Annotated in this window: 23 protein-coding genes; 9 read left to right on the top strand and 14 right to left on the bottom strand. The window is 72.1% G+C overall.

Annotation, left to right across the window (positions count from 1 at the left end; translation table 11 throughout):
• Positions 1 to 402 precede the first annotated feature (402 nt).
• Entirely contained in the window at positions 403 to 540 is a 138-nt protein-coding gene (locus AB0H83_RS48645) for a hypothetical protein (RefSeq protein ID WP_360109725.1), read from the top strand.
• Between the two features lie 534 nt (positions 541 to 1,074).
• On the opposite strand, the gene AB0H83_RS48640 is transcribed toward AB0H83_RS48645, so the two are convergent.
• The 7 genes from AB0H83_RS48640 to AB0H83_RS48610 all read right to left on the bottom strand — a co-directional run bounded on the left by AB0H83_RS48640 (position 1,075) and on the right by AB0H83_RS48610 (position 8,054).
• The gene (locus AB0H83_RS48640) at positions 1,075 to 1,854 is read right to left on the bottom strand and encodes an HAD-IIA family hydrolase (protein WP_360109722.1); all 780 of its coding nucleotides are present in this window, start codon (positions 1,852 to 1,854) and stop codon (positions 1,075 to 1,077) included.
• 31 nt (positions 1,855 to 1,885) lie between these two features.
• The gene (locus tag AB0H83_RS48635) at positions 1,886 to 2,893 is read right to left on the bottom strand and encodes a ferrochelatase (protein WP_360109720.1); all 1,008 of its coding nucleotides are present in this window, start codon (positions 2,891 to 2,893) and stop codon (positions 1,886 to 1,888) included.
• Between the two features lie 22 nt (positions 2,894 to 2,915).
• Positions 2,916 to 3,686, bottom strand: coding sequence for an enoyl-ACP reductase FabI (gene fabI / locus AB0H83_RS48630; RefSeq protein WP_033363001.1), 771 nt, complete (start codon positions 3,684 to 3,686; stop codon positions 2,916 to 2,918).
• A gap of 101 nt (positions 3,687 to 3,787) precedes the next feature.
• On the bottom strand, positions 3,788 to 4,492 hold the full coding sequence (locus AB0H83_RS48625; protein ID WP_360109717.1) for a beta-ketoacyl-ACP reductase: 705 nt from the start codon (positions 4,490 to 4,492) through the stop codon (positions 3,788 to 3,790).
• Between the two features lie 599 nt (positions 4,493 to 5,091).
• A complete protein-coding gene (locus AB0H83_RS48620; protein WP_360109714.1) occupies positions 5,092 to 6,042 on the bottom strand; it encodes a VWA domain-containing protein in 951 nt (316 codons plus the stop codon).
• On the bottom strand, positions 6,039 to 6,944 hold the full coding sequence (locus AB0H83_RS48615; RefSeq protein WP_360109712.1) for a DUF58 domain-containing protein: 906 nt from the start codon (positions 6,942 to 6,944) through the stop codon (positions 6,039 to 6,041). The genes AB0H83_RS48620 and AB0H83_RS48615 overlap by 4 nt, the downstream gene beginning before the upstream one ends.
• Before the next feature lie 3 nt (positions 6,945 to 6,947).
• Positions 6,948 to 8,054 (bottom strand): MoxR family ATPase, encoded by a 1,107-nt coding sequence (locus tag AB0H83_RS48610; protein WP_360109709.1) that lies wholly within the window; start codon positions 8,052 to 8,054, stop codon positions 6,948 to 6,950.
• Positions 8,055 to 8,325: 271 nt separating this feature from the next.
• Here AB0H83_RS48610 and AB0H83_RS48605 point away from each other — a divergent pair, with 271 nt between their 5' ends.
• The 3 genes from AB0H83_RS48605 (at position 8,326) to AB0H83_RS48595 (ending at position 10,446) form a co-directional block, all read left to right on the top strand.
• Complete coding sequence (locus AB0H83_RS48605; RefSeq protein ID WP_360109706.1) at positions 8,326 to 8,532, top strand: hypothetical protein; 207 nt, start codon at positions 8,326 to 8,328, stop codon at positions 8,530 to 8,532.
• 85 nt (positions 8,533 to 8,617) lie between these two features.
• Positions 8,618 to 9,094 carry a PH domain-containing protein gene (locus tag AB0H83_RS48600; protein WP_360109703.1) on the top strand — a complete coding sequence of 159 codons (477 nt, stop codon included), beginning with the start codon at positions 8,618 to 8,620 and terminating at the stop codon, positions 9,092 to 9,094.
• A complete protein-coding gene (locus tag AB0H83_RS48595; RefSeq protein ID WP_360109700.1) occupies positions 9,091 to 10,446 on the top strand; it encodes a PH domain-containing protein in 1,356 nt (451 codons plus the stop codon). The genes AB0H83_RS48600 and AB0H83_RS48595 overlap by 4 nt, the downstream gene beginning before the upstream one ends.
• A gap of 88 nt (positions 10,447 to 10,534) precedes the next feature.
• Here AB0H83_RS48595 and AB0H83_RS48590 read toward each other — a convergent pair whose 3' ends face one another.
• A complete protein-coding gene (locus AB0H83_RS48590) occupies positions 10,535 to 11,281 on the bottom strand; it encodes a Sir2 family NAD-dependent protein deacetylase (protein ID WP_360109697.1) in 747 nt (248 codons plus the stop codon).
• Positions 11,282 to 11,335: 54 nt separating this feature from the next.
• Here AB0H83_RS48590 and AB0H83_RS48585 point away from each other — a divergent pair, with 54 nt between their 5' ends.
• Positions 11,336 to 11,752: a hotdog domain-containing protein gene (locus tag AB0H83_RS48585; protein ID WP_360109694.1), complete on the top strand. Its 417-nt coding sequence runs from the start codon at positions 11,336 to 11,338 to the stop codon at positions 11,750 to 11,752.
• A 156-nt stretch (positions 11,753 to 11,908) separates the two neighbouring features.
• Here the strand turns inward: AB0H83_RS48585 and AB0H83_RS48580 are convergent, their stop codons facing one another.
• From AB0H83_RS48580 to trmB, 3 genes are all read right to left on the bottom strand, one after another.
• A complete protein-coding gene (locus tag AB0H83_RS48580) occupies positions 11,909 to 13,930 on the bottom strand; it encodes a catalase (protein ID WP_360109691.1) in 2,022 nt (673 codons plus the stop codon).
• Positions 13,931 to 14,028: 98 nt separating this feature from the next.
• Positions 14,029 to 16,545 (bottom strand): DUF3516 domain-containing protein, encoded by a 2,517-nt coding sequence (locus tag AB0H83_RS48575; RefSeq protein ID WP_360109688.1) that lies wholly within the window; start codon positions 16,543 to 16,545, stop codon positions 14,029 to 14,031.
• A complete protein-coding gene (trmB, locus tag AB0H83_RS48570) occupies positions 16,542 to 17,189 on the bottom strand; it encodes a tRNA (guanosine(46)-N7)-methyltransferase TrmB (protein ID WP_360109685.1) in 648 nt (215 codons plus the stop codon). Before trmB ends, AB0H83_RS48575 begins: the two co-directional genes overlap by 4 nt.
• A gap of 60 nt (positions 17,190 to 17,249) precedes the next feature.
• Between trmB and AB0H83_RS48565 the strand changes: the two genes are divergently transcribed.
• Positions 17,250 to 17,735, top strand: a complete 486-nt coding sequence (locus tag AB0H83_RS48565) for a cupin domain-containing protein (RefSeq protein ID WP_360109682.1) — start codon at positions 17,250 to 17,252, stop codon at positions 17,733 to 17,735.
• Between the two features lie 200 nt (positions 17,736 to 17,935).
• Here AB0H83_RS48565 and AB0H83_RS48560 read toward each other — a convergent pair whose 3' ends face one another.
• Genes AB0H83_RS48560 through asnB form a run of 3 tightly spaced genes read right to left on the bottom strand, consistent with a single transcriptional unit; the run spans position 17,936 to position 21,987 of the window.
• Positions 17,936 to 18,862: a PfkB family carbohydrate kinase gene (locus AB0H83_RS48560; RefSeq protein ID WP_360109679.1), complete on the bottom strand. Its 927-nt coding sequence runs from the start codon at positions 18,860 to 18,862 to the stop codon at positions 17,936 to 17,938.
• A 12-nt stretch (positions 18,863 to 18,874) separates the two neighbouring features.
• A complete protein-coding gene (locus tag AB0H83_RS48555) occupies positions 18,875 to 19,981 on the bottom strand; it encodes an AAA family ATPase (protein WP_360109676.1) in 1,107 nt (368 codons plus the stop codon).
• A 53-nt stretch (positions 19,982 to 20,034) separates the two neighbouring features.
• A complete protein-coding gene (gene asnB / locus AB0H83_RS48550) occupies positions 20,035 to 21,987 on the bottom strand; it encodes an asparagine synthase (glutamine-hydrolyzing) (RefSeq protein ID WP_360109673.1) in 1,953 nt (650 codons plus the stop codon).
• Between the two features lie 147 nt (positions 21,988 to 22,134).
• Between asnB and AB0H83_RS48545 the strand changes: the two genes are divergently transcribed.
• The 3 genes from AB0H83_RS48545 to AB0H83_RS48535 all read left to right on the top strand — a co-directional run bounded on the left by AB0H83_RS48545 (position 22,135) and on the right by AB0H83_RS48535 (position 25,099).
• Complete coding sequence (locus tag AB0H83_RS48545) at positions 22,135 to 23,577, top strand: aminopeptidase P family protein (protein WP_360109670.1); 1,443 nt, start codon at positions 22,135 to 22,137, stop codon at positions 23,575 to 23,577.
• Between the two features lie 178 nt (positions 23,578 to 23,755).
• Positions 23,756 to 24,493, top strand: a complete 738-nt coding sequence (locus AB0H83_RS48540; protein ID WP_360109667.1) for a hypothetical protein — start codon at positions 23,756 to 23,758, stop codon at positions 24,491 to 24,493.
• A 78-nt stretch (positions 24,494 to 24,571) separates the two neighbouring features.
• The gene (locus tag AB0H83_RS48535) at positions 24,572 to 25,099 is read left to right on the top strand and encodes a YbhB/YbcL family Raf kinase inhibitor-like protein (protein ID WP_360109665.1); all 528 of its coding nucleotides are present in this window, start codon (positions 24,572 to 24,574) and stop codon (positions 25,097 to 25,099) included.
• Positions 25,100 to 25,218 lie beyond the last annotated feature (119 nt).

Raw genomic sequence — 25,218 nt, 5'->3', positions numbered from 1 at the left:
CCACCCGCGGCCCCCATGCTCCCTGCGGTCGCACCTTCGAGACGGCCCGACTGCGAGATCGGGCGCTGCGCTTCCTGGCGCCGTCGTGGTCCGGCTCTCCATGAGGGCTGGACTTGGCGGGGGTTGCTGTGCTCACTCCGCGCCTGTGGCGCGGGGCGGGGGTTCCCACCCGTGGCCCCCATGCTCCCTGCGGTCGCACCTTCGAGACGGCCCGACTGCGAGATCGGGCGCTGCGCTTCCTGGCGCCGTCGTGGTCCGGCTCTCCATCGGGTTGGACTTGGGGTTGCTGTGCTCACTCCGCGCCTGCGGCGCGGGTGGTTTTCGCAACGCGGTGTCCTAGTGGGGTCAGGGGAACAGGGATCCACCGGGTTCCAGGGATCCACCGGGTTGTGCCGCGTCGGTGTGGCGGCTGTGGCAGCGGCCGGGCTCAACCTGGTCAAGGCCCTCACCACCGGCATGCCCGCGGTGCCGTCCAACCCGCCGCTGGCCGCGGCACCGACCGCCGGGGCCGCCGCCTCCGCGCTAACCGGCCCGCCGTGACCGTCCCACGGAAACTGGCCCGCGGTGACCGGCTCGCGGAAACCGGGCCGCGGAAACCGGGCCGCGGTCGCCGGTTGCCGCGGCTGGCGGCGACCCCCTCATGATCAAAGGACAGCCCTGGTCACCCGGGCGACCACCCCGCCCCTTCGATCAACGCCGTCATGATCCAAGTCGCCCCGCGGCCGTCCCCTCACCCGCTCGGCGCTGCCCGGCACAGCACCACTCCCCGAACCGGGCATGAACGCGGCCACGATCACCAGGCGGCCGTCGCCGGTTGCGGCGGCTGGCGGCGAGCCCCTCATGATCAAAGGACGGCCCTGGTCACCCGGGCGACCACCCCGCCCCTTCGATCAACGCCCTCATGATCCAAGTCGCCCCGCGGCCATCCCCTCACCCGCTCGGCGCTCCCCGGCACAGCACCACGCCCCGAACCGGGCGGGCACCAGTGCCCGGACCGCGATCTCCCCGGCCGCCGACCGCGGAGGCCGCCCAGCCGGAGCCCGTCCGATCAGCGGGCCCCGGGCAACGGGAGGGTCAGACCTCGTCGATCAGGTGGGCTACCGACGGGATGATGCGGGACGGGCGGGACGGGTACCGCTCCACGTCCGTCACCGTCGAGATGCCGCTCAGGACCAGGATGGTCTCCAGGCCCGCCTCCAGGCCGCACAGGACGTCGGTGTCCATGCGGTCGCCGATCATCGCGGTGGTCTCGGAGTGGGCGTCGATGCTGTTGAGCGCCGAGCGCATCATCATCGGGTTGGGCTTGCCGATGAAGTACGGCTCGATGCCCGTGGCCTTCGAGATGAGGGCGGCCACGGCGCCGCAGGCGGGCAGGGCGCCCTCGTTGGAGGGGCCGGTGGCGTCGGGGTTGGTGCAGATGAAGCGGGCGCCGTCGTTGATGAGGCGGATCGCCTGTGTTATGGCCTCGAAGCTGTACGTGCGGGTCTCGCCCAGCACGACGTAGTCGGGCTCGGTGTCGGTGAGGATGTAGCCGACCTCGTGCATGGCGGTGGTCAGGCCGGCCTCGCCGATGACGTACGCGGTGCCGCCGGGGCGCTGCGTGTCCAGGAACTGGGCGGTGGCCAGGGCCGAGGTCCAGATCGCGGACTCGGGCACGTCGAAGCCGATGCGCCGCAGGCGCGCCTGCAGGTCGCGGGCGGTATAGATGGAGTTGTTGGTCAGGATCAGGAACGGCTTGCCGGACGAGCGCAGCCGGTTGACGAACTCCGGTGCGCCGGGCACGGGCTCGCCCTCGTGCACGAGGACCCCGTCCATGTCGGTGAGCCAGGACTCGATGGGCTTGCGTTCTCTCACGCGTACATGCTCCCTCAGAAACATTTCGGGCCTATACGCGTTTCGGTGACACGCAGCAGTCGGCCGGGCAGAAGTCCCAGGTGGGGACGGTTCCGAGCGCGTGACGCACGTTACTGTGAGCTAGCACGCGCTCGTCGACGAGCTGTCGGATCATGGTCACGAAGCGGGGGTCGGTGCCCGGCGTGGCGGCGCGGGCGAAGATCAGGCCCAGCTTCGCGGCGGTGCTCCGGGCCTCGTTGTCGAGGTCCCAGATCACCTCCAGGTGGTCGGAGATGAAGCCGATCGGACTGACGACCACCTCCCGTACACCTGCTGCCGCCAGCGCCGCGAGATGGTCGTTGACGTCGGGCTCCAGCCACGGCACCTGCGGCGGGCCGGAGCGGCTCTGCCAGACCAGGTCCCAGTCGAGCTCCGGGGCGGCCGCGGCGGCGACCAGCCCGGCCGTCTCGAGCAGCTGCGCGCGGTACCGGCCGACGCCGCCGGGACCGGAGGCGTCGTTCATCGCGGTCGGGATGGAGTGGGCGGTGAACACGAGCCTGGCGCTGAGCCGGGACGGCAGCGATTCGAGGGCGGCGCGCACCGCGGCGGCGTGCGACTCGACGTACAGCGGATGATCGTGGAACTGACGGACCTTGTCGATGACCGGGGCGTCGGGCCCGACGGCCTCCCGGGCGCGGGCGATGTCGTCCTGGTACTGCCGGCACGAGGAATTCGACCCGAACGGGCTGGTCACGAACGCGAGCGCGTGCCGGACCCCGTCGTCGCGCATCTGGCGCACCGTGTCCTCCAGCAACGGGTGCCAGTTGCGGTTGCCCCAGTAGATCGGCAGGTCGAGGTGCGGGCGCAGCGCCTCCAGCAGGGCGCGGTTCTGCGCGTTGATCGGCGACACCCCGCCGAAGTGCCGGTAGTGCCCGGCGACCGCCTCCAGGCGCTCGGCGGGGATGCCCCGGCCGCGGGTCACGTTCTCCAGGAAGGGCAGGACGTCATCCTGCCCTTCCGGGCCGCCGAACGAGACGAGCAGGAACGCGTCATAAGCCACGCGTCCCATTGTTACAACAGGGTCAGGACGATCCGACCGCGTGGTACCCACCGTCGACGTGCACGATCTCGCCGGTCGTGGCCGGGAACCAGTCCGACAGCAGCGCGCAGCAGGCCTTCGCCGCCGCGACCTGGTCGTTGAGGTCCCACCCCAGCGGCGCGGTCTTCGCCCACGAATCCTCGAAGACAGCGAACCCCGGGATGGATTTCGCGGCCATGGTACGCAGTGGGCCTGCGGCCACCAGGTTCACCCGGATGCCCCGCGGGCCGAGGTCCCGGGCGAGGTAGCGGGAGGCGGACTCCAGGCCGGCCTTCGCCACGCCCATCCAGTCGTAGACCGGCCACGCCTTCGTGGCGTCGAAGTCGAGGCCGACGATCGAGCCGCCGGTGCCCATCAGCGGCAGGCAGGCCACCGCGAGCGACTTGTAGGAGAACGTCGACACGTGCAGCGCCGTCGCGACGTCCTCCCACGGCGCCTCCAGGAACCCGCCGCCGAGGCAGCTGGCCGGGGCGAACCCGATCGAGTGCAGCACCCCGTCGAGGCCGTCGACGTGCTCGCGTACCTTGTCCGCGAGGCCCGCCAGGTGCTCCGGGTTGGTGACGTCGAGCTCGATGACCGGCGCCTCCTTGGGCAGGCGCTTCGCGATCCGCTCGACGAGCGAGAGCCGGCCGAACCCGGTCAGCACGACGGTCGCGCCCTGCTCCTGGGCGAGCTTGGCGACGGAGAAGGCGATCGACTGGTCGGTGATGATCCCGGTGATCAGCAGCCGCTTGCCTTCGAGCAGTCCGCTCATGGTTCTCCTCAGTGTCCTAGCTGCTGGCGTTGTCAGTGACCTCAATGCCTCAGTGGGCGCAGTGCCCCCAGTGGGCTCAGCACCTCAGTGGGCTCGGTGCCTCAGTGGCCCATGCCGAGGCCGCCGTCGACGGGGATGACGGCGCCCGTGATGTACCCGGCGGCATCGCTCGCGAGCCAGGTCACCGCGCCGGCGACCTCCTCGGGCTGCGCCATCCGGCCGAGCGGGATGGCCTTCTTGTACTCCGCCTGCGTGGCCTCGGGCAGCACGGCGGTCATGTCCGTCTCGATGAACCCGGGCGCCACCACGTTCGCGGTGATGTTGCGGCTGCCGAGCTCCCGGGTGATCGACCGGGCCATGCCGACCAGACCCGCCTTGCTCGCGGCGTAGTTGACCTGGCCGGGTCCGCCGTACAGACCCACGACGGACGAGATGAAGATGATCCGCCCCCACCTGGCCCGCAGCATCTTGCTCGCGGCCCGCTTCGCGCAGCGGAACGACCCGGTCAGGTTCGTGTCCAGGACCCGGGTGAACTGGTCCTCGCTCATCCGCAGCAGCAGCGTGTCGTCGGTGATGCCGGCGTTGGCGACGAGCACCTCGACCGGGCCCAGCTCGGCCTCCACCGCCGTGAACGCGGCATCGACCGCGGCACTGTCGGTGATGTCACACTGCACGCCGAACAGCCCGTCGGGCGCGCCGGAACCCCGGTGGGTCACCGCGACCCTGTCGCCCTGCCCGGCGAAGGCCTGGGCGATTGCCAGCCCGATCCCTCGGTTACCGCCGGTGACCAGCACGGTCCTCGCCACGTTGCCGCCCTTCTGCGATCTGCGGTTAGCTGTACGGAGATTAGGTGTTACTGACGGGTACCCGCCAACTCGCCAGTCGGCTGATGTGTGCCCTGCGGGGTGGCGGTACCATGGCGGCGTCTGCACGTGCTTATTGCTGACCGCCCGGTGCGGCTGCTGCTCCCTGGAGGTGATCGCTGTGCGAAGTAGCGATCCTTCCAGTCGTGACCGGGTGTAGTCCTTCCCCCGATCACGGCTCCGCGTGTCTGTTCTCTGTTCTCCTCGAGACACACCGTTTGGGAGCACGTCATGAGCCGCTTCATCGCGCCCGTTGGATTTTTCCTGGCCGCCATGTGGGTCGCCGCCCTGTTCTACATGGTAGGCGCACACTGAGCCGAGTCTCTGGCGCTCTGACCACGAACGTCGGCGTCGGCATTGCGCCGGCATAGGTAGAGCGTCGGCACCGCCGGCACGCTGTGGCGCTTGATCCTGCCGGTTGATCCTGCCCGGTTGCGAAGTCGCGTCGTGGTCGCCCGGATGGCCGGGAGGTGACTTGGATCATCACGATGGCCCCACGGCGGGCGTCCCGCCGGGGCGCGGGTTGCGCGCCCCGGGCCGGGTTACGGGAGGCGGCTGCCCCACAGGAGGCTGAGGCCACCGGCGAACAGGGCGAGCAGGAAGCCGGCGCCGAGATACCACTGGGTGATCTCGCGGGGCTTGGTCTTGTAGCCGATGGAGCTGCCCATGTCGGTGTAGACCCGCTTGAGCTCTTCCTTGCTGGCGGCCTCGTAGAAGTAGCCCTTGGTGGTCTCGGCGACCTTCTGCAGCGAGGCGCGGTCGACCGGGACGCGCTGCGGGGTGTTGCCGATGCGGACCACGCCCTCGTCGGTGCCGAACGCGATCGTGGAGACGGGCACGTTGGCGGCGGTGGCGGCGGCGGAGGCGTCCTCCAGGGAGCGGCCGGCGGTGCGGAAGCCGTCGGAGAGCAGGACGATGCGGGCCGGGGGCGGGCCGGCGGCGCCGTCGGCGGGGACGGTCCGGATGGCGTCGAGGCTGGTGAAGACGGCCTCGCCGGTGGCGGTGGACTCCTGCAGGGTGAGGCCGTCGATCGCCTGGAGCACCGCGTTGCGTTCCTTCGTCGGGGAGACCAGGACGCTCGCGGACTTGGCGAAGGAGACCAGGCCGACGTTGAACGACGCCGGCAGCTGCTTGACGAAGTCGGTGGCCGCGGACTTGGCGGCGTCGATGCGGGTCGGCTGCACGTCGGTCGCCTGCATCGACAGGGACACGTCGATGGCGAGCATGATGGTGGCCCGCTCGAGGGGTTCCTTGGTGTCGACCGAGGGGCGGGCCATGCCGAAGCTGAGCACGAGCAGGCTCAGCAGGAACGCGGCGGCGCTGACGTGCCGGCGTACGCCGATGCCCTTGGGCACCAGGCTGCTGAGCAGGTCCACGTTGGTGAACTTGACGGCGAACGCCCGGCGGTGCAGCTGGCGCCAGACATACACGCCGATGACGGCGAAGACGGGCAGCAGCGACAGCAGCCACCACGGTGAAAGCAAACGGATCATCGGGTCGTCCCTCTCGTCCGGGCGTGCCGCTGGGCGGCGACGAACCGGACGATGTCGAGCAGCCAGTCGGAGTCGGTGCGCAGTCTCAGGTGTGCGGCGTTGGCGCCGCGCAGTGCCGAGGCTATCTCGGCGCGCTGCGCGGCGGCGGCGTGCGCGTAGCGGTGCCGCAGCTTCGGGTCGGCGGTCTGCACCTCGTGCATCCGGCCGGTCTCGGGGTCGACGAGGGCGATCACGCCGACGTTGGGCAGCTCCAGCTCGCGCGGGTCGACGACCTCCACGGCCAGCAGGTCGTGGCGGACGCCGAGCTTGCGCAGCGGGCGGGCCCACTGGGCGACGGGGGTCATGAAGTCCGAGATGACCACCGCCATGCCGCGGCGGCGCGGCGGCCGGTTGAGCATGTCGATGAGCGCGCCGAGGTCGGCGCGGCCCGGCTGGGCCGGCGTCGAGGCGATCGTGCGCAGCAGGCCCTGCGCGTCCTTGCGGCCGGGGCGGGCCGGTAGCCGCTGCAGCTCGCCGGCGGTGCCGAGGACGGCGCCGATGCGGTTGCCACCGCGCACGGTGAGGTGTGACACGGCCGCGGCCGCGGCGATCGCCAGGTCGCGTTTGAGGTACCGGGCGGTGCCGAAGTCGAGGCTCGCGGACAGGTCGACGGCGAGCCAGGTCTCCAGCTCCCGGTCGGCGACGGTCTGCCGGACGTGCGGCAGCGTGGTGCGGGCCGTGACGGGCCAGTCCATGCGCCGCACGTCGTCGCCGGGGCGGTACTCCCGCGACTCCCCGGCCTCGGTGCCCGGGCCCGGCAGCAGGCCCAGGTAGTCACCCTGCAGCAGACCGTCGAGCTTGCGGGTGACCAGCAGCTGCATGCGGTTGAGCACGACCTCGGCGCGGGCGTCGTCCGTGGCCATGGATCAGCGGCCCGGCCACGTGGTGATCGTGGTCGGCGGTGGGCCGGCGGTCCCCGGTCCCTGCGCGACGGCCTGCTGGCGCGGCGCGACGGTCGGCGGCGGCACCGCGGCGAGGACCCGCTTGACGATGTCGTCGGCCGGGATGTCGTCGGCGAGCGCGTCGTAGGACAGCACCAGCCGGTGCCGCAGGATGTCGGGCGCGATGTCCTGCACGTCCTGCGGCAGCGCGTAGTCGCGGCCGCGCAGCAGGGCCAGGGCCCGCGACGCGCGCACGATGCCGAGCGACGCGCGGGGGCTGGCACCGTACTGGATGAGCTGCGCGACGTCGGCGAGCCCGTGCTCGGCCGGGGCGCGGGTCGCCACCACCAGCCGCACGGCGTAGTCGACCAGCGCGTTGTGCACGAACACGTCGTCGGCCTTGTCCTGCAACGCCATCAGCTCGGTCGGCGTGAGCACGGCCACCGGCTCCGGGGTCTTCACGCTGACCCGGTAGACGATCTCGCGCTCCTCGCTGTCGGTGGGGTACCCCACCTGGATCTTCATCAGGAAGCGGTCGCGCTGCGCCTCGGGCAGCGGGTAGACACCCTCCTGCTCGATCGGGTTCTGCGTGGCCATGACCAGGAACGGCCGCGGCACGTCATAGGTCTCGCCGCCGACGGACACCTGCTGCTCGGCCATGACCTCCAGCAGCGCCGACTGCACCTTCGCGGGCGCGCGGTTGATCTCGTCGGCGAGCAGGAAGTTGACGAACACCGGGCCGAGCTCGACGTCGAACTTCTCGCTGGACTGCCGGTAGATCCTGGTGCCGACGATGTCGGCGGGCACGAGGTCGGGGGTGAACTGGATGCGCGAGAACGTGCCGCCGACGACCCGGGCGAGGGTCTCCACGGCGAGCGTCTTCGCCACGCCGGGCACACCCTCGAGCAGCACGTGGCCGCGCGCCAGCAACGAGACGAACATCCGCTCGATCATCCGGTCCTGGCCGACGATGACCCGCTTGACCTCGAACAGTGCGCGCTCCAGCACGGTCGCGTCCTGTGCGGGTGTCGAGACCTGCCCACCTGGTGGCGAGACGGGGTTGCTCGGCTGGGTCACCGGTCCTCCACTCATGCTGGCTATCAGAGCACTCCAAGCCTCGCACGCCGGACCAACCCAACGCGATCCGACGTCACTGGGAAGCTTCTGGGAGTCCTGGTCGCGACCGATTTTGACCGATTTTTCGGATAAGCGGCTAGTGATTCTTCGGGAATTTCGTTTCGGACACCTCGGGTGACTGGACATCACCCGTACCCGCGTGGGTACGATTCACCCCGTCGCCGGGCGGCTTCCCCCGTGGCCGCCCGGCGCTCACCCTCCTTCCCACTGCTGGCAGACTGGCCGCGTGGATCCCCTCATCTGCTCCGCCAAGGGTTGCCGTGCCCCGGCGACGTGGCAGCTGCGCTGGAACAATCCGAAGCTGCACACCCCAGAGCGCCGCAAGATCTGGCTCGCCTGCGACACCCACCGCACCACGCTCGGCGACTTCCTGACCGCACGCGGTTTCCTCCGCGACGTCATCCCCGTGGACCCGGCTACGCTCGAACAGTGATGGGTCCTGAGCGCAGCGGAGGTGCTCATCACCATGGGCACAGGGTCGGGTCACGGTGGCGCCGGAGCGCAGCGGAGGTGACGCCGTGACCGCGCCGCCCGCGACCGTCGTATGGCGGTCGATCTCGCCGAAGTACTTCTGGCTGCGCCTGGCCGTCCTCGCCGCCTGGACGCTGGTGTTCGCGGTCGCGGCGATCGTCGCGGCCGTTCTGGTCAGCGGATGGTTCCTCCTGGCGGCGTTCGCGGTGCTGGCACTGGGGGCCCTGCGCGCGGTGTTCGTCCGCCGCTCGGTGCGCGCCTGGGGATACGCCGAACGGGCCGAGGACCTGCTGGTCCGGCACGGGCTGCTGGTGCGGCGGCTGTCGATCGTGCCGTACGCACGGATGCAGTTCGTCGACGTCACCGCCGGCCCGCTCGAACGCGCCGCCGGCCTGGCCACCGTCACGCTGCACACCGCGGCGGCGGCCAGCGACGCCTCCGTCCCCGGGCTGGAGGCCGCCGAGGCGACCCGGCTGCGGGACCGCCTCGCCGCCCTCGGCGAGATCCGCGAAGAGGGCCTGTGAGGCAGCGACTCCACCCGCTGACCCCCTTGCTGAAGGGGGCCAAACTGGTGGCGTTCGCCGCCGTGGCCGTGTCCTGGCAGGGCCTGCGCGACCTCGGCCTGCTGCACTGGATCGCCGCGATGGCCGCGATCCTCGTCGCCGCCGTCGTCGTCTCCGCCGTGGTCTGGCTCGTCACCGGCTACGAGGTCGTCGGGCGTGAGCTGCGGGTGCACGAGGGGCTGATCTCCCGGCGTACCAGAACGATCCCGTTGGAACGGGTCCAGGCCATCGACGTCGTGCGGCCCCTCCTCGCCCGCGTCTTCGGCCTGGCCGAGCTGCGCCTGGAGGTGATCGGCGCGAGCAAGACCGAGGCGCCGCTGGCCTACCTGACCGTCGCCGGCGCGGCCAACCTGCGCTCCCACCTCATCGGCCTGTCCACGGGCGTGCCGCACGCCCCCGCCGCCGACGCCGACGTCGCCGGGGTCTTCACCGTCGTCAACCAGCGGCTGCTGCAGGCCCAGCTGCTCACCCCGCAGGCCATCGCGGTGCCCGTCGGCCTCGCCTTCGTCGCGTGGCAGGCGTCCCTCGACCCGACTTGGACGCTGATCGGCGCGGCCAGCACGATCACCGCGTTCCTCGGCGTGTTCCAGGTCCCGGTCCGCCGCGTCCTGGACGAGTGGGACTTCGCCATCGGCACCGACGCCGCCGCGCTGCGGGTGCGCCAGGGCCTGCTCAACAAGCGCAGCCAGACCGTCCCGCCGCGGCGGGTCCAGGGGCTGAAGGTGACCTGGCCGCTGCTGTGGCGCTCCCCCGGCTGGGCCCGCGCCCGCATCGACGTCGCCGGCTACGCGGGCAACGGCGAGGAGCAGCTGCGCGCCGGCACGCTGGTGCCGGTCGCCCCGTCCGCCAAGGCCCTCGCGGTCGCCGCCGGCATCCTCGGCACGGCCGTGCACGGCACCGTCACCGCACCCCCGCTCGACGCCGGCGCCCTGCCGGTGGCCGGGCCGCCCCGCCGCGCCCGCTGGCTCGCGCCGCTCGCCTGGTCGCGGATCGGTTTCGCGGTCACCGACGCGGTCGTCGCCGTCCGGGAGGGCGTCCTGACCCGCGAACTGGTCGCGGTGCCCCTGGTCCGGGTGCAGAGCGTCCGGGTGACGCAGGGGCCGCTGCAGCGCGCCCTGGATCTCGCCACGGTCCACGTCGACACGGCGGGCCGGCTGCACGCGGTCGGCCGGCACCGGGCCACCGCCGATGCGTACGCCCTCGCCGACCTCGTCGCCGCCCGCTCCCGCGCGGCCCGCCGCGCCGCCGCCCGCCCCAAGGTGTCGCTGCGCAAGCCCCCGCGCCCACTGAACCAGCCGCAAACCAACTCCTGACGTCCGCGGCGCGCCCAGGCGCTCAGCGCCCGCGGCCGGCATGCACCGCGGCGGTCAGACGGCCGCGGCCCGATGCGCGCCGCGGCGGTCAGGTCGAGGAGGCGGCGGCCAGGCGGGGCAGGACCTCGCCGATCGGCTCGCGGACGACCATGTCGGCGACGGCGTCGTACGGGGTCTGCGCCGCGTTCACGATGACCACCATCGCGCCGGCCTTGCGGGCGACGTCGACCAGGCCGGCCGCCGGGTGCACGGTCAGCGACGTGCCGACGGCCAGGAACACGTCGCAGCCCATGGCGGCCGTGGCGGCGGCCTCCAGCGTCGCCAGGTCCATCGCCTGGCCGAACGAGATCGTCGCCGACTTCAGCAGGCCGCCGCAGCTGAGGCAGGCCGGGTCGGGGTCGCCGGCGCTGACCCGGGCCAGGGTGTCGGGCATCGGGCGGCGCTCGGCGCAGCCGAGGCACTCGGTCTGCGACAGGGTGCCGTGCAGCTCGATGACCTTCGCCGGGTCGGCGCCGGCCTGCTGGTGCAGCCCGTCGATGTTCTGGGTGACCACGGCGGTGAGCTTGCCGGCGCGTTCCAGGTCGACGAGGGCGTGGTGGGCCGGGTTCGGCTCGGCGGTCCACGCGGGGTTGCGCAGCCGCTCCTGCCAGGCGCGGCGGCGGACCTGCGGGTCGGCGACGTAGTGCTCGATGGAGGACAGCTTCATCGCCTCGGGGTCGCGGGTCCAGACGCCGTCCGGGCCGCGGAAGTCGGGGATGCCGGAGTCGGTGGAGACGCCGGCGCCGGTGAGGGCGACCACCCCGCCGGCGTCGACCCAGGCCGCAAGGTCACGCATTCACCCGACTGTAGCTGCGGCGTTTTCGCCCCGAAACTCATTAGGGTGGTGGGTATGGGCTTCTCTGTGGACGCGGCACCCTGGGTGGGCGCACTTGCCCGGGTCGAGCTGACCGTCACCGATGCGGACACGGCGCAGTCGCTGGGCTCCGGTGACGTGCCGGTGCTGGGCACGCCGAAGCTGCTGGCACTGGCCGAGGCGGCGACGGTCGGCGCCCTGGCCCGGCGGCTGCCGCCGGGCTTGACGACGGTCGGCACGCGGGTCGAGCTGGAGCACCGGGCGGCGACCCCGATCGGGGGCCGGGTCACCGTCGAGGCGCGGCTGGCGAAGGCCGACGGCCGGAAGCTGGTGTTCGAGCTCGTCGCCCGGGACGGCCGCCAGGTCATCGCGGAGGGCCGGGTCGAGCGGATGATCGTGGACCGGCACCGCTTCCTCGAGAAGGCCCAGGAGCAGCCCCCGGCAGCGAGCTAGGGCCTGCGGCGAGCGACTCCCTCCGCGATCGCGCACCGCGACGACCGTGCACCGCGACGATCCAAGTCGCGTCCCGGCCGTCCGGGCGACCACGGCACGACTTCGATCAACCGAGAAAGGCCACCAACCGGGAAAGACCGAAGTAACGAAACGGCACTAGGCGGGGATCGTCGACACGTCCCGGTCGAAGTTGCGGTGCCGTGCCAGGGCCGCGAGCAGCCCCGGGATCGGGTTCGCGTCGAGGATCAGCGCCGGGTCCCGCAGATCCGACACGTCGGAGAGGTTCACCGGCACGCCCGCCCGGTGCAGCAGGTCGATGCCGGAGCCGGTCGCCGCGACCGCCTTGCCGTGCTTGTAGGCCTCCGCCGCGAAGCGCACCGCCCGGCCGTCGGCGGCGAGGGCCAGGGCACCGTCGGGGACGACGACCGCGTCGTACAGCACCGACGACACCGTGCCGATCGCCCGGGTGACCTCCATGGGCAGCCCGTCGTCGGCGGAGACCGTGCCGTCGACCGGGCCGAGCAGCTCGACGGTGATGCCCCGCGCGGTCAGGTCGTCGAAGAGCGCGGCGACCGGGCGGGCGGACACGCCGTCGCCCATGAGGACCGCGACCCGCCGGGTCGTGACGGGGCAGCGTTCAGACCCGGCCTGGCTGAGCGCGGCCGAGGCGCGCCCGTGGTTGGCCACGGACGGCACCGGCTCCTCGACGCCGATCCCGGCGGCCACCGCCACTGCGAGGTCGTGGTCGACGCGGTTGAGGTGCTCGACCATCCGTACCCGGACGGCCATCGTGGCGACCTTGCCCAGCTCGTAGTGGAACGCGTCGACGATGTGCGTCCGCTCCCACCTCGACATGCTGTTCCAGAACAGGGTGGCCTGGCTGTAGTGGTCGGCGAAGGTCTCGCTGCGCTTGCGCTCCTTCGGCCCGTCGACCAGCTCCGGGTAGTGCTCCGGGCCTGTGACGGGCGGGCTACCGCCGAGCGAGTTGGGCAGGTAGTTGGCCCGGCCGGTGGGCACCCGCTGCTGGTGGCAGCCGTCCTGCTGGTGGTTGCGGACCGGCACGTGCGGCCGGTTCACCGGCAGCTGCGGGTAGTTCGGCCCGCCGAGGCGGTTGAGCTGCGTGTCGGGGTACGAGAACAGCCGCGCCTGCAGCAGCGGGTCGTCGGTGACGTCGATGCCCGGCACGACGTTGCCGACGTTGAAGGCGACCTGCTCGGTCTCGGCGAAGTAGTTGTCGGGGTTGCGGTTGAGGGTGAGCCGGCCGACCGGGACGACCGGCACGAGCTCCTCCGGGATGAGCTTGGTGGCGTCGAGCAGGTCGAGGTCGTCGAACGCGAACGCCCGCTCCTCGGGGATCAGCTGCACGCCGAGCTCCCATGAGGGGTGCTCACCGGCCTCGATCGCCTCCCACAGGTCGCGGCGGTGGAAGTCGGGGTCCTGGCCGGCGATGCGCTGCGCCTCGTCGAAGCACAGGGAGTGGGTGCCGAGCGCCGGCGTCCAGTGGAACTTCACGAAGGTGCCGCGGCCGTGGCCGTTGACCAGGCGGAAGGTGTGCACGCCGAAGCCCTGCATCATCCGGTACGAGCGCGGCAGTGCCCGGTCGGACATCAGCCACATGACGTGGTGCATCGTTTCGGGCTGCAGGGTGACGAAGTCCCAGAACGTGTCGTGGGCGGATGTGGCCTGTGGCATCTCGTGGTGCGGCTCGGGCTTGAGGGCGTGCACCAGGTCGGGGAACTTGATGCCGTCCTGGATGAAGAAGACCGGCATGTTGTTGCCGACGAGGTCGAAGTTGCCCTGCCGGGTGTAGAACTTCGTGGCGAAGCCGCGCACGTCACGGGCCGTGTCGCCGGAGCCGCGCGAGCCCTGCGCGGTGGAGAACCGCACGAACACCGGCGTCTCGGCGTCCGGGTCGGTGAGGAAGTCGGCGGTGGTGTACTCGTCCAGCGGCTCGTGCACCTTGAACACGCCGTGCGCGCCGGCGCCGCGCGCGTAGACGACCCGCTCCGGGATGCGCTCGTGGTCGAAGCGCATGAGCTTCTCCCGGAGGTGGAAGTCCTCCAGCAGGCTCGGGCCGCGGGCACCGGCGCGCAGCGAGTTGTCGGTGTCCGCGACACGGATGCCCTGATCCGTGGTCAGCGCCTCGGTGAACGCCCGGTGGTCCGATGTGGCGGTCATAATCTTCGGGCTACCGCGGTTCGCGGCTTTTACACGTGTTGCGCCGCATCTTCGCCGGTACGCAGCCGCGCCGTGACCTCCGGCAGCGCTGCCGCCCGCTAGGCCTCCGACATAGGGCCGACCGAGACCACGCGGATCGCGGCGAAGCCGGTGGCGTCCGACTCGGCCAGGTCGACCTCGGCGGTGATGCCCCAGTCGCGGTCGCCCGCGGGGTCGTCGAAGATCTGCCGCACGAACCACCGGTCCGGCTTCTGCTCGATGACGAGCAGGGCCGGCCCCCTGGCGTCGGGGCCGACGCCGAGCGAGTCGTACTCGTCGAAGTAGTCCTCGATCGCGTCCTGCCAGTCGTCGGCGGTGAACCCGTGCTCCCCGTCCAGGTCGCCGAGCTCGTCGAAGCGGCGCAGCGCGGCCAGCTCCACCCGGCGGAACAGGGCGTTGCGGACCAGCACCCGGAAGGCGCGCAGGTTGCGGGTGACGGCCGGCGGCCGGTCGTCCAGCACCGCCGGCTCGCCCTCCTCGCCGGGGTTGCGCAGCCGCTCCCACTCGTCGATGAGGCTCGAGTCGACCTGCCGGACCAGCTCGCCGAGCCACTCGATGATGTCGGTGAGCTCCTCGGTGCGCGCGTCCTCCGGCACCGTCTGGCGCAGTGCCCTGAATGCGTCGGCCAGGTAGCGCAGCACGAGCCCCTCGGAGCGGGACAGGCTGTAGAAGCCGACGTACTCGACGAACGTCATCGCCCGCTCGTACATGTCGCGGACCACGGACTTCGGGCTCACCTGGTAGTCGGCGACCCACGGGTGGCCCTGCTTGTAGAGGTGGTACGCGTTGTCCAGCAGCTCGGTGAGGGGCTTCGGGTGGGTGACGGTGTCGAGCAGCTCGAGGCGCTGCTCGTACTCGATGCCTTCGGCCTTCATCGCGGCGACGGCCTCACCGCGGGCCTTGAACTGCTGCGCCGACAGGATCTGCCGCGGGTCGTCCAGGGTCGACTCGATGACCGACAGCACGTCCAGGGCGTACGCGGGCGCCTCCCGGTCGAGCAGCTCGATCGCGGCGAGCGCGAACGGCGACAGCGGCTGGTTGAGCGCGAAGTCCATCTGCAGGTCGACGGTGAGCCGGACCCGCCGGCCCTCCTCGTCGGGCTCCGGCAGCTGCTCGACGACCCCGCCGGCCAGCAGCGCCCGGTAGATGGCGATGGCCCGGCGGATCAGCCGCCGCTGCGAGTGCACGTCCTCGTGGTTCTGCGTCAGCAGGTGCCGCATCGCGGCGAACGCGTCGCCGGGGCGGCTGATCACGTTGAGCAGCATCGCGTGCGACACCTGGAAGCTGGAGCGCAGCGGCTCGGGCTCCGCGTCGACGAGCCGGTCGAACGTCGGGCGCCCCCAGCCGATCGAGCCCTCCGGCGGCTTCTTGCGCACGACCTTGCGGCGCTTCTTCGGGTCGTCGCCGGCCTTGGCGAGGGCCCGCTCGTTGTCGATGACGTGGTCGGGCGCCTGCACCACGACGGTGCCGATGGTGTCGAAGCCGGCCCTGCCCGCCCGCCCGGCGATCTGGTGGAACTCCCGGGCGTACAGCAGGCGGGTCTTCTGCCCGTCGTACTTCGACAGTGCGGTGAACAGCACGGTGCGGATCGGCACGTTGATGCCGACGCCGAGGGTGTCGGTGCCGCAGATGACCTTGAGCAGCCCGGCCTGGGCGAGCGTCTCCACGAGGCGGCGGTACTTGGGCAGCATGCCCGCGTGGTGCACGCCGATGCCGTGCCGGACCAGGCGCGACAGGGTCTTGCCGAACCCGGCGGTGAACCGGAACCGGCCGATCGCCTCGGCGATCATGTCCTTCTCCGCGCGGGTCGACACGTTGATGCTCATCAGCGCCTGCGCCCGCTCCAGCGCCGCCGCCTGCGTGAAGTGCACGATGTAGACCGGCGCCTGCTTCGTGCTCAGCAGCTCCTCGATCGTCTCGTGCAGCGGGTCCATCGAGTAGTGGAACATCAGCGGCACCGGCCGCTCGGCGTTCTTCACCACGGCGGTCGGCCGCCCGGTGCGCGCCGTCAGGTCGTCGACGAACCGGGTGACGTCGCCGAGCGTCGCCGACATCAGGACGAACTGCGCCTGCGGCAGCTCGATCAGCGGCACCTGCCACGCCCAGCCCCGGTCGGGCTCGGCGTAGAAGTGGAACTCGTCCATGACGACGACGCCGACGTCGGCCGTGGCGCCGTCGCGCAGCGCGATGTTGGCGAGGATCTCCGCGGTGCAGCAGATGATGGGCGCGTCGGCGTTGACGGACGCGTCGCCGGTGAGCATGCCGACGTTCTCCGCGCCGAACATCGCCACGAGCGCGAAGAACTTCTCCGAGACCAGCGCCTTGATCGGCGCCGTGTAGAACGTCGTGCGGTCCGTGGCCAGGGCGGCGAAGTGCGCCCCGGCGGCGACCAGGCTCTTACCGGAGCCGGTCGGCGTGCTGAGAATCAGGTTGGCCCCGGAGACGATCTCCATCAGGGACTCTTCCTGGTGCGGGTACAGCTCCAGGCCCTGTTCCTTGGCCCACGCCGCGAACGCGTCGAAGACGGCGTCGGGGTCCCCGCCCCGCGGGACCCGGGCGGCCAGTGCCGCGGTCACGACTTCACGAACATCAGGTCGGCGGGCGTGCGCCCGGCTGCCAGGGCCCGCTGCTCGAACTTCGTCACCGGCCGGGACTGCGGCCGCGGCGCGTAGTCCTCGTACCGGTTGCGCAACGCCGGCTCCGCGGACAGCGTCTGCAGCATCCACTCGGCGTAGCCGAGGTCGTCGGTCGCGCAGTGCAGCACCCCGCCGGCGCGCAGCTTCGCGCTCAGCAGCGCGACGTTGGCGGGCTGGATCAGCCGCCGCTTGTGGTGCCGGGCCTTCGGCCACGGGTCGGGGAAGAACACGTGCACCGCGTCCAGCGACGCGTCCGGGATGTGCTCGCGGCACAGGTCGAGGGCGTCCACGCTCACCACGCTCAGGTTCGTCAGGCCGCGCTGCTCGATGTTGGCCAGCAGGTTCGCCACGCCCGGGGTGTGGATCTCGACCGCCAGGTAGCGCCGCCCGGGGTCCGCGGCGGCCATCTCGAGGGTCGCCTCCCCCATGCCGGACCCGATCTCCAGCACGTCCACCGGATCCCCCGGGTGGAACCCGTGCCGCGGCGCCAACCGCTCCAGCGCATCGAAGTGCCGACCACTGAGCCGCCCCCGGCGCGGATGATATGTCCGGATGGGCTTGCGGATACGCTCGATGGTCGTCACGGGGTCAACAGCCTACCCGCCCCGGCCGGGACGCCCAGCGCTGCGCCGTATTGTTGGCGTATGTCCTACCCACCGCCGCACTACCTCGGCCCGGCCGGCGAGATCTCCGCGACGTACCGCCCCGCGGCCACCCCGCCGGAGCTCACCTACGCCAACGGCAACACCGTGCACTACCTCGCCACCGGCGAGTCGACCCACGGGCTGTTCGGCCTGTACCGCTGGGAGATGGGCGCCCAGCGCAGCGGCCCGGGTCCGCACTACCACCGCTCGATCTCCGAGTCGTTCTACATCCTGTCCGGCTCGGTGCGCATCTACGACGGCAGGCGCTGGATCGACACGGCCCCCGGCGACTTCGTCCACGTCCCGGAGGGCGGCATCCACGCCTTCGCCAACGAGTCCGGCGAACCCGCCTCCATGCTGCTGCACTTCTCCCCCGGCGCGCCCCGCGAGGCGTACTTCGAAGGCCTGCCGAAGCTGTCCAGCCTCACCCCCTTGGAACGCGACGAGTTCATGCTCACCCACGACACCTTCTGGCTCGACGACTGACTCCTGCCCCCAGCCCAACCTCTATGGAAGGCCCGACCACGACGGCGCTCGGAAGCGCAGCGCCCGGTCTCGCCAGTCGGGCCGTCTCGAAGGTGCGACCGCGGGGAGCATGGGGGCCGCGGGTGGGAACCCCCGCCCCGCGCCGCCTGCGGCGCAAAGCTAGCTCAGCAACCCCCGCCGCCGCGCCGCAGGCGCGGCGGCTAGCGCAGCGAAGGGAAGCGGGCGCGCAGCGCGGCCAGGGTCGGCATCGAGACGGCGCCGCCGCGGGACTCGCAGACCAGCCCGGCGACGTGCACCGCGACCCTGGTCAGCGCCTCCCAGCCGGGCAGGTCGGTGGGCAGGCCGTGGGTCAGGATGCCCCAGGACAGGCCGGCCATGGTGGCGTCGCCGGCACCGGTGGCGTCGACGGCGGTGACGGTGGGGGCGGCGACCCGTACCGTGGCGTCGGCATGCGCGACGAGAGCGCCCTCGGCGCCGACGGTCACCACCACGGCGCCCGCGCCGAGGGCGAGCAGGCGCGCCGCGGCCTGCGACGGGGACTCGCCCCACAGGGCGGCGGCGTCGGCGGAGCTGAGTTTCACCAGGTCGGCGGTGGCGGCGAACTCGGCGACCACGTCCGGGTCGACGCCGACGACGGGCCGGACGTTGGGGTCGAAGACGCGCACCGGGCCCCGGGTCGCCCAGGCCTTGCGGGCGGCGGCGAGGACGGGCGGGCTGAGCAGGCACATCGACCCGCAGTAGAGCAGGCCGGCGGTGCCGACCAGGTCGGCGTCGACGTCGCCGGCGTCGAGCAGGCCGTAGGAGGGCGGGTCGCCGTAGAAGCGGAACGTCGGCTCGATGCCGCGGAACGTCGTGACCGCGAGGGTGGTCGCGACGCCGGGGACGGTCACCACGCCGCGGGTGCCGACGCCGGCGGCGGTGAGGAAGTCCAGGATCCGGCCCGCCCATGGGTCGTCGCCGACGGAGCCGGCGAACTCGCTGGGCGCGCCGAGCCGCGCGATGCCAACGGCGACGTTCAGCGGCGCCCCGCCGATCGCCGGGTGGTAGACGATCGGCCCGCCGGCCGGGTCACCGGATTCCTGCAGGTCGACCAGCGCCTCACCGATGACCACCGCGTGTCGCGTCATCCGACCAGTACATCATTTCGGCTGGCGCGCCAGCCACAGTTCGCGGGCCAGGTCGCCGGGGCCGAGCTGGCTCACCGCCGGGGTGCGGCCGAGGGTCGTCGCGCCGTCGGCGTCCTTCGCGGTGTACCAGATCTGCTCGGGATCCAGGACCGGCAGGTCGTCGGCGCCGGGGCCGAACGGTGCACGCGCGGTGAACACCAGCTGGGCGCGGGCCGGGTTGAGGTCCCGGTCGCGCAGCAGCCGCAGCGTCTCCGCGGCCAGGGCGGGGTGCACGGCGGCGTCGAGGTCGTCGACGAGGAGGACCCCGCCGCGCTCCAGCATCGGCAGCAGCGCCGCGAGCAGGTCCAGCCAGGCGATGGTGCTGTCGGACTCGGCCCAGCCGCCGAGCGCCACGGGCCCGCTGCGGCCGGTGTGCACCAGCCGCAGCGGGTCGCGCTCGACCCCGACGACGCCGAGGTCCGCGTGGCTGACCAGCAGGGTCAGCTGCTCGCTCCACCGGTCGGTGAGGTGCGCCAGCCCGCTGGCGAGCCGGGTGCCGGGCGTCACCCGCACCGTGCGCAGACCCCGCAGCCAGGCGGCGACCGGCGCCAGCCACGGGTGCTCGATGTCGGCGCCGAGCGCGAGCAGGGTCGTGTGCGGTTCGCAGGCGGCGGCGAGGTGTTCCAGGCGGCTCTCCGGCAGGCAGCGGATCCCGGTGCGGTCCCGCTCGAACCAGACCCGCCGCCGGTCCCGGTCGGTGGCGTGCAGCCACTCCCCGGCGATCTCGTCGCGCTTGTACGCGCAGCCGTAGACGTACCGGACGCCGTCGACCAGGAACTCGACCTCGAACCGGGTCGGCAGCAGCCGCGCCGCCGGGTCCAGTTGGAACGGTTCGAACCGTTGGATGGCGTCGTGGACGTCGCTGCTGGACGCGGCGAGTGCCCGTACCGTCGACATCGCGCGCAATACGGTGGACTTGCCGGCGGCGGTCCCGCCGAATATCCCGCACAGCGGCGACACGCGCAGCGTCCCGCCATGGCCGAGCGGCACGCCGAAGCCGCCGTCGGGCCCGCAGAGCAGTGTCAGCTCCTGGATGTCACGGACGGAGCGGTGGTTCTGGAGCCTGAACTTGAGCAGCATCGCCTGCCGACGCTAGATCCCGGCCCGGCCCGGCACCGGTGAAGCCGTGGAGATCACCAGGGATCTAACCCCAGACCCTCCGGGACCTGGTGGCGGTGCGACACCGCGTCGGGGATCACCGGTTTGAGCGTGCCGGTGACGAACACGGCATGCCACACGCAGAAGACCAGCACCGTCCAGATCTTGCGGGAGTGGTCGGCCTCCTTCTTGCGGTGCGCCTTGAGCAGGCCACGGACCACGTCGAGGTCGATCAGGTCCCCGGCGCCGGAGGTGTCGAGGATGCCGTACGCCCAGTCGTGCATCTCCGTGCGCAGCCAGGGCCGGATCGGCACCGGGAAGCCGAGCTTCTTGCGGTTGACGATCGGCTCGGGGACGATCCCGGCCAGGGCCCGGCGCAGCGCCACCTTCGTCTCCTGCGAGCGCGGCGGCACCTTCAGCTCGCTCGGCAGCGTCGAGGCGACCTCGAACACGGCCCGGTCCAGGAACGGGGTGCGCAGCTGCAGCCCGTGCGCCATCGTCATCCGGTCGGCCTTGACGAGGATGTCGCCGCGCAGCCATGTGTACAGGTCGATGTACTGCATCGTGGCGACGTCATCGAGCGCGCTGGCCTCCTTGAACACCGGGGCCGTGACGTCGGTGTGCCGGATGTCGGCCGTGTAGTGGCGCAGCAGCGCCGCCTTCTCCTCCTCGGTGAAGACCCGCGCGTTGCCGTAGTAGCGCTCCTCGATCGGGGTGGTGCCGCGCTCCAGGAAGCTCTTGCCCTTCACCCCCTGCGGGATGACCCGCGACACCGCCCGCAGGCCCCGCTGCATCGAGTCGGGCAGGTGGCTGACGCCGGCCAGCGACAGCGGCTCCCGGTAGATCGGGTACCCGCCGAACAGCTCGTCGGCGCCGTCACCGCCGAGCACGACGGTCACGTCCCGGGCCGCGCGCTCGGCGAGCAGGAACAGCGGGACCAGCGCCGGGTCGGCGACCGGGTCGTCGAGGTGCCACACGATGCGCGGCAGCGCCCGCATCAGGTCCGCGGGGTTCACGACCGTCGCCGTGTTGCGCACGCCGAGGGCCCTGGCCGACTGCTCGGCCACCTCGATCTCGGAGAACTGCGCGATGTCGTAGCCCACCGTGTACGTGCGGAGGTTCGGGTCGGCCTCGGCGGCGAGCGCGACGATCGCGGTGGAGTCGATGCCGCTGGACAGGAACGCACCGACCGGCACGTCGGCCTTCAGGTGCGCGTGGACGCTGTCGCGCAGCCCTTCGGTGATCCGCCGGACCAGGCCGTCCTCGTCGCCGGTGGGGGTGGGGCGGAGATCCAGCTGGCTGTAGCGGCGGTTGGCGAGGGGACCGCCGGGGGTGTACACGAACGACTCGCCCGCGCCGAGCCGCCGGATGTCGGGGTGCATGGTGGCCGGCTCCGGCACGTACTGCATCGTCAGGTAGTGCTGCAGGTTCGCCGGGTCGACCGCGGCCCGCCGCTCCTCGGCGACGAACGGCAGCAGGGCCTTGCGTTCCGAGGCGAGGTAGACGCCGTCTTCGGTGGTCAGCTGGTACAGCGGTTTCACGCCGTACGGGTCGCGCGCGCCGAAGGCACGACGGGCCGAGCCGTCCCAGATCACGAACGCGAACATGCCGCGGAGCCGGCTCAGCGCGCTCGGGCCCCAGTGGTGGTACGCGGCGAGGATGACCTCCGCCTCGGACTCGGTGGCGAACTCGGCGCCCCGGTCCTCGACCAGCTCCTCGCGCAGCGCGGCGGCGTTGAGGATCGCGCCGTCGAACACGATCAGGTACCGCCCGCGGGTCACCCCCATCGGCGGGAACGACACCGGCTGCCGGCCGCCGGTGAGATCGGTCACGGCGAGGCGGTCCGCGCCGAACACGACGTCATCGGTGACCACCACGTTGGTGTCGTCGGGCCCCCGGTGACGCAGCAACTCCAGCGCCTCGGCGACCGCGTCCCGGTGCGCCGCGGCCCGCCCACGGGCGCTGACGAAGGTGAGAAGACCAGCCATCCGTCCTCCGCCCCCTGCGTTGCCCTTGCCTTGCCGTGCCCGGCCCTTGCGTTGCCCCTGCTTGATCGGAGCGCGCTCCAGGGGAAAGTCTCGCACGCGGTACGGTCGCAGGAGGAGCACGAATTCGCAGCGATAGGACGGGCGGAGATGGACGAGTCAGCGGGTGGCCAGTCGCACGATCCGGACTTCCCGGACCGGTTCATCGAGTTCATGCGCACCGGCTGGCGCGACTCGACCCTCGACGTCAGCCCACGCCCCGAGGCGCCGGACCACGCCAAGCGCCGCGGTGAGCTGTCCGCCGCCTTCCCCGGTGAGACATTGATCATCCCGACGGGCGTCGACAAGGTCCGGTCCAACGACACGCACCACCCGTTCCGCCCCGGCACCGAGCACGTGTGGCTCACCGGCGAGCACGACCCCGAGGCCGTCCTCGTGCTGCGCCCGACCGACAGCGGGCACGACGCCACCCTGTACCTGCGCCCCCGCTCACCCCGCGACACCGACGAGTTCTTCCGCGACCGCAACCACGGCGAGCTGTGGATCGGCCGACGGCACACCCTGGCGGAGAAGGCCACCGAGCTGCAGCTGCAGACCGCGCACCTCGACGAGCTGCCGGCCGCCCTCGACGACGCCGCACCCGGTCGCACCAGGGTCCTGCGCGGGTACGACCCACGCGTCGACACCGGCGTCCGCTCCGCGTCCACGGCCCGCGACGAGGAGCTGGCCACCGTGCTGGGCGAGCTGCGCCTGGTGAAGGACGCGTGGGAGCTCGAGCAGCTGCAGGACGCGATCGACGCGACCACCCGCGGCTTCGAGGACGTGGCCCGCATCCTGCCCGCCGACCGTCCCGTCAGCGAACGCCTCATCGACGGCGTGTTCAACCTGCGCGCCCGCCACGACGGCAACACCGTCGGCTACGGCTCCATCGTCGGCAACGGCGCCCACGGCGCGATCCTGCACTGGACCCGCAACGACGGCCACACCCGCCCCGGCGACCTGCTCCTCATGGACATGGGCGTGGAGAACCGCAACCTGTACACGGCCGACGTCACCCGCACCGTCCCCGTCTCCGGCACGTTCACCCCGCTGCAGCGCCAGATCTACGACCTGGTCTTCCACTCTCAGCAGGCCGGCATCGACGCCATCAGGGCCGGCACCCGCTTCGACGACGTGCACCAGGCCTGCATGCGCGTCCTCGCCGAGGGCCTGTCCGACCTGGGCATCCTCCCGGTCAGCGTCGACGAGGCGATGGACCCCGCCTGCATCTACTACCGCCGCTGGACGCTGCACGGCTTCGGCCACATGCTCGGCCTGGACGTCCACGACTGCGCGACCGCCCGCAAGGAGCGCTACCGCGAGGGCGTCCTGGAGGCCGGCTACGTCCTCACCGTCGAGCCGGGCCTGTACTTCCAGCCCGACGACGAGCTCGTCCCCGCCGAGCTCCACGGCATCGGCGTCCGCATCGAGGACGACGTCCTGGTCACCCCGACCGGCGCCGTCGTCATGTCCGAGGCGCTGCCACGGTCGGCATCGGCGGTCGAGGAGTGGCTGGCCGCGCAGCGCGAAGCAGGCCCGCGCCTGCCGGGCTAGCGCGACCGCGCTGCGGGAAGGCGGGCCCGGCCCGGCCGGACCACCGTGGTGATCGAAGGCGCGTCCCGGCCGCCTGGACGACCACCACGCGACTTCGATCAACCAGGCAAGATCCGCCAGTGGGCCGTCCGCAGCGGGGACCATGGCGGCGGGTGGATACGTTCGTACACTTGCCGGTGTGACGCCGGAGCGGCTGGGTCGATACGTGCGCGGCAGCCGGATCGCGGCGGCGGTGATCGCCGTGGTGCTGGTCGGGCTGCGGGTGGGTTACGAGTTCGGGGTGACCGAGGCGCACACGCCGGTGTGGCTGGCGGTCACCCTCCTGCTGGCCCCCGTCGTCCTGCTGAGCGGCGCCTTCGTCGGATTCGGCATCGCGCTGCGGCCGGTCATGCAGCCACCGCCCGCGGCGTTGCGGGTGCGGGGGGACGCGTTCGTGGTGCCCGGCTCGCCCGTGTGGCTGGGGCGGGCGACGATGGCGTGGGCGCTGCTCGGCACGCTGTTCCTGGAGAGCGACCCGGCGACGCCGCTCGGGCTGCGGGTGACGCTGAACGCGGTCGCCGCGCTGTTCATCGCCCTGGCCGCGATCCCGTTGCTGCGCGGGCCGCGGATCGTGGTGAGCCCCGACGGGCTCGCGATCCGGGCGGGCGGCAGCCGCCGGGTCCGGTGGGACGATCTGGTCAAGGTGCCGCAGCGGCCGCTGCCGTTGACGGTACGCAGTCCGAAGCTCGCGCTCAGCATCCGCCGGCCGGGGCGGGCGGAGCCAGGCTGGCTGCTGATCCCCCTGGAGATGCTCGCCGTGGAGCCGGTTTTCCTGGGCTCGGTCGTGGAACACTACGTCGAGCACCCCGACCGGCGCGCCGCGATCGGCACCGAGGCGGAGTACGCGAGGCTGACCGGTACACCGGCCAAGACCTGAAACTGCGTCACTTGAGCGCCCTGGTCGTTGGGTAAGAGGATCAGGTCAGGAGCAAAGTCCAGCACTAGGAGCGTGCGCATGACCGACCGACCCCGCCCGCCGTCGCCGTTCGACTCGCTGCCCGCGGTGCCGTCGTTCACGCTGAGCAGCGAGGACCTCACCGACGGCGGCACGCTGCCCGACGCGCAGGTCTACGAGCGCGGGAACACCTCGCCCCACCTGAGCTGGTCGGGCTTCCCGGCCGGGACGAAGAGCTTCGCGCTGACCTGCTACGACCCTGACGCCCCGACCGGCGGCGGGTTCTGGCACTGGATCGTGTACAACCTGCCGGCGGACGTCACCGAGCTGCCGACGGGTGCCGGCACCGGTGACAAGGATGGGCTGCCCGACGAGGCGATCCACGCCCGCAACGACTACGGCACCCGCGACTTCGGCGGCGCGGCACCTCCGCCGAAGGACGCCCCGCACCGGTACTTCTTCGCGGTGCACGCCCTGGACGTCGACGCCCTCAAGATCGGCGCCGACGCGTCCGCGAACGTCGTGGGCTTCAACGTGGTCGCGCACACGATCGCGCGCGCCGTGCTGGTCTCGACGTTCGGTTTCTGACGCCCGCCGCGCGACCGGGCCCCGGCCCTTCGTGTTCGGCCGCCCCGGCTGGCAGCCGGCCGCATGAGACTCCCCCTGTGGCTCTTGGCCTGCGCGGCCACCGCCGAGCTCACGGGCGT

It is taken from the genome of Dactylosporangium sp. NPDC050688 (assembly GCF_040654515.1).
Taxonomy (GTDB): domain Bacteria; phylum Actinomycetota; class Actinomycetes; order Mycobacteriales; family Micromonosporaceae; genus Dactylosporangium.
Note: the sequence above shows the minus strand (reverse complement) of the source record. Positions and strands in the feature narration are given on the sequence as shown.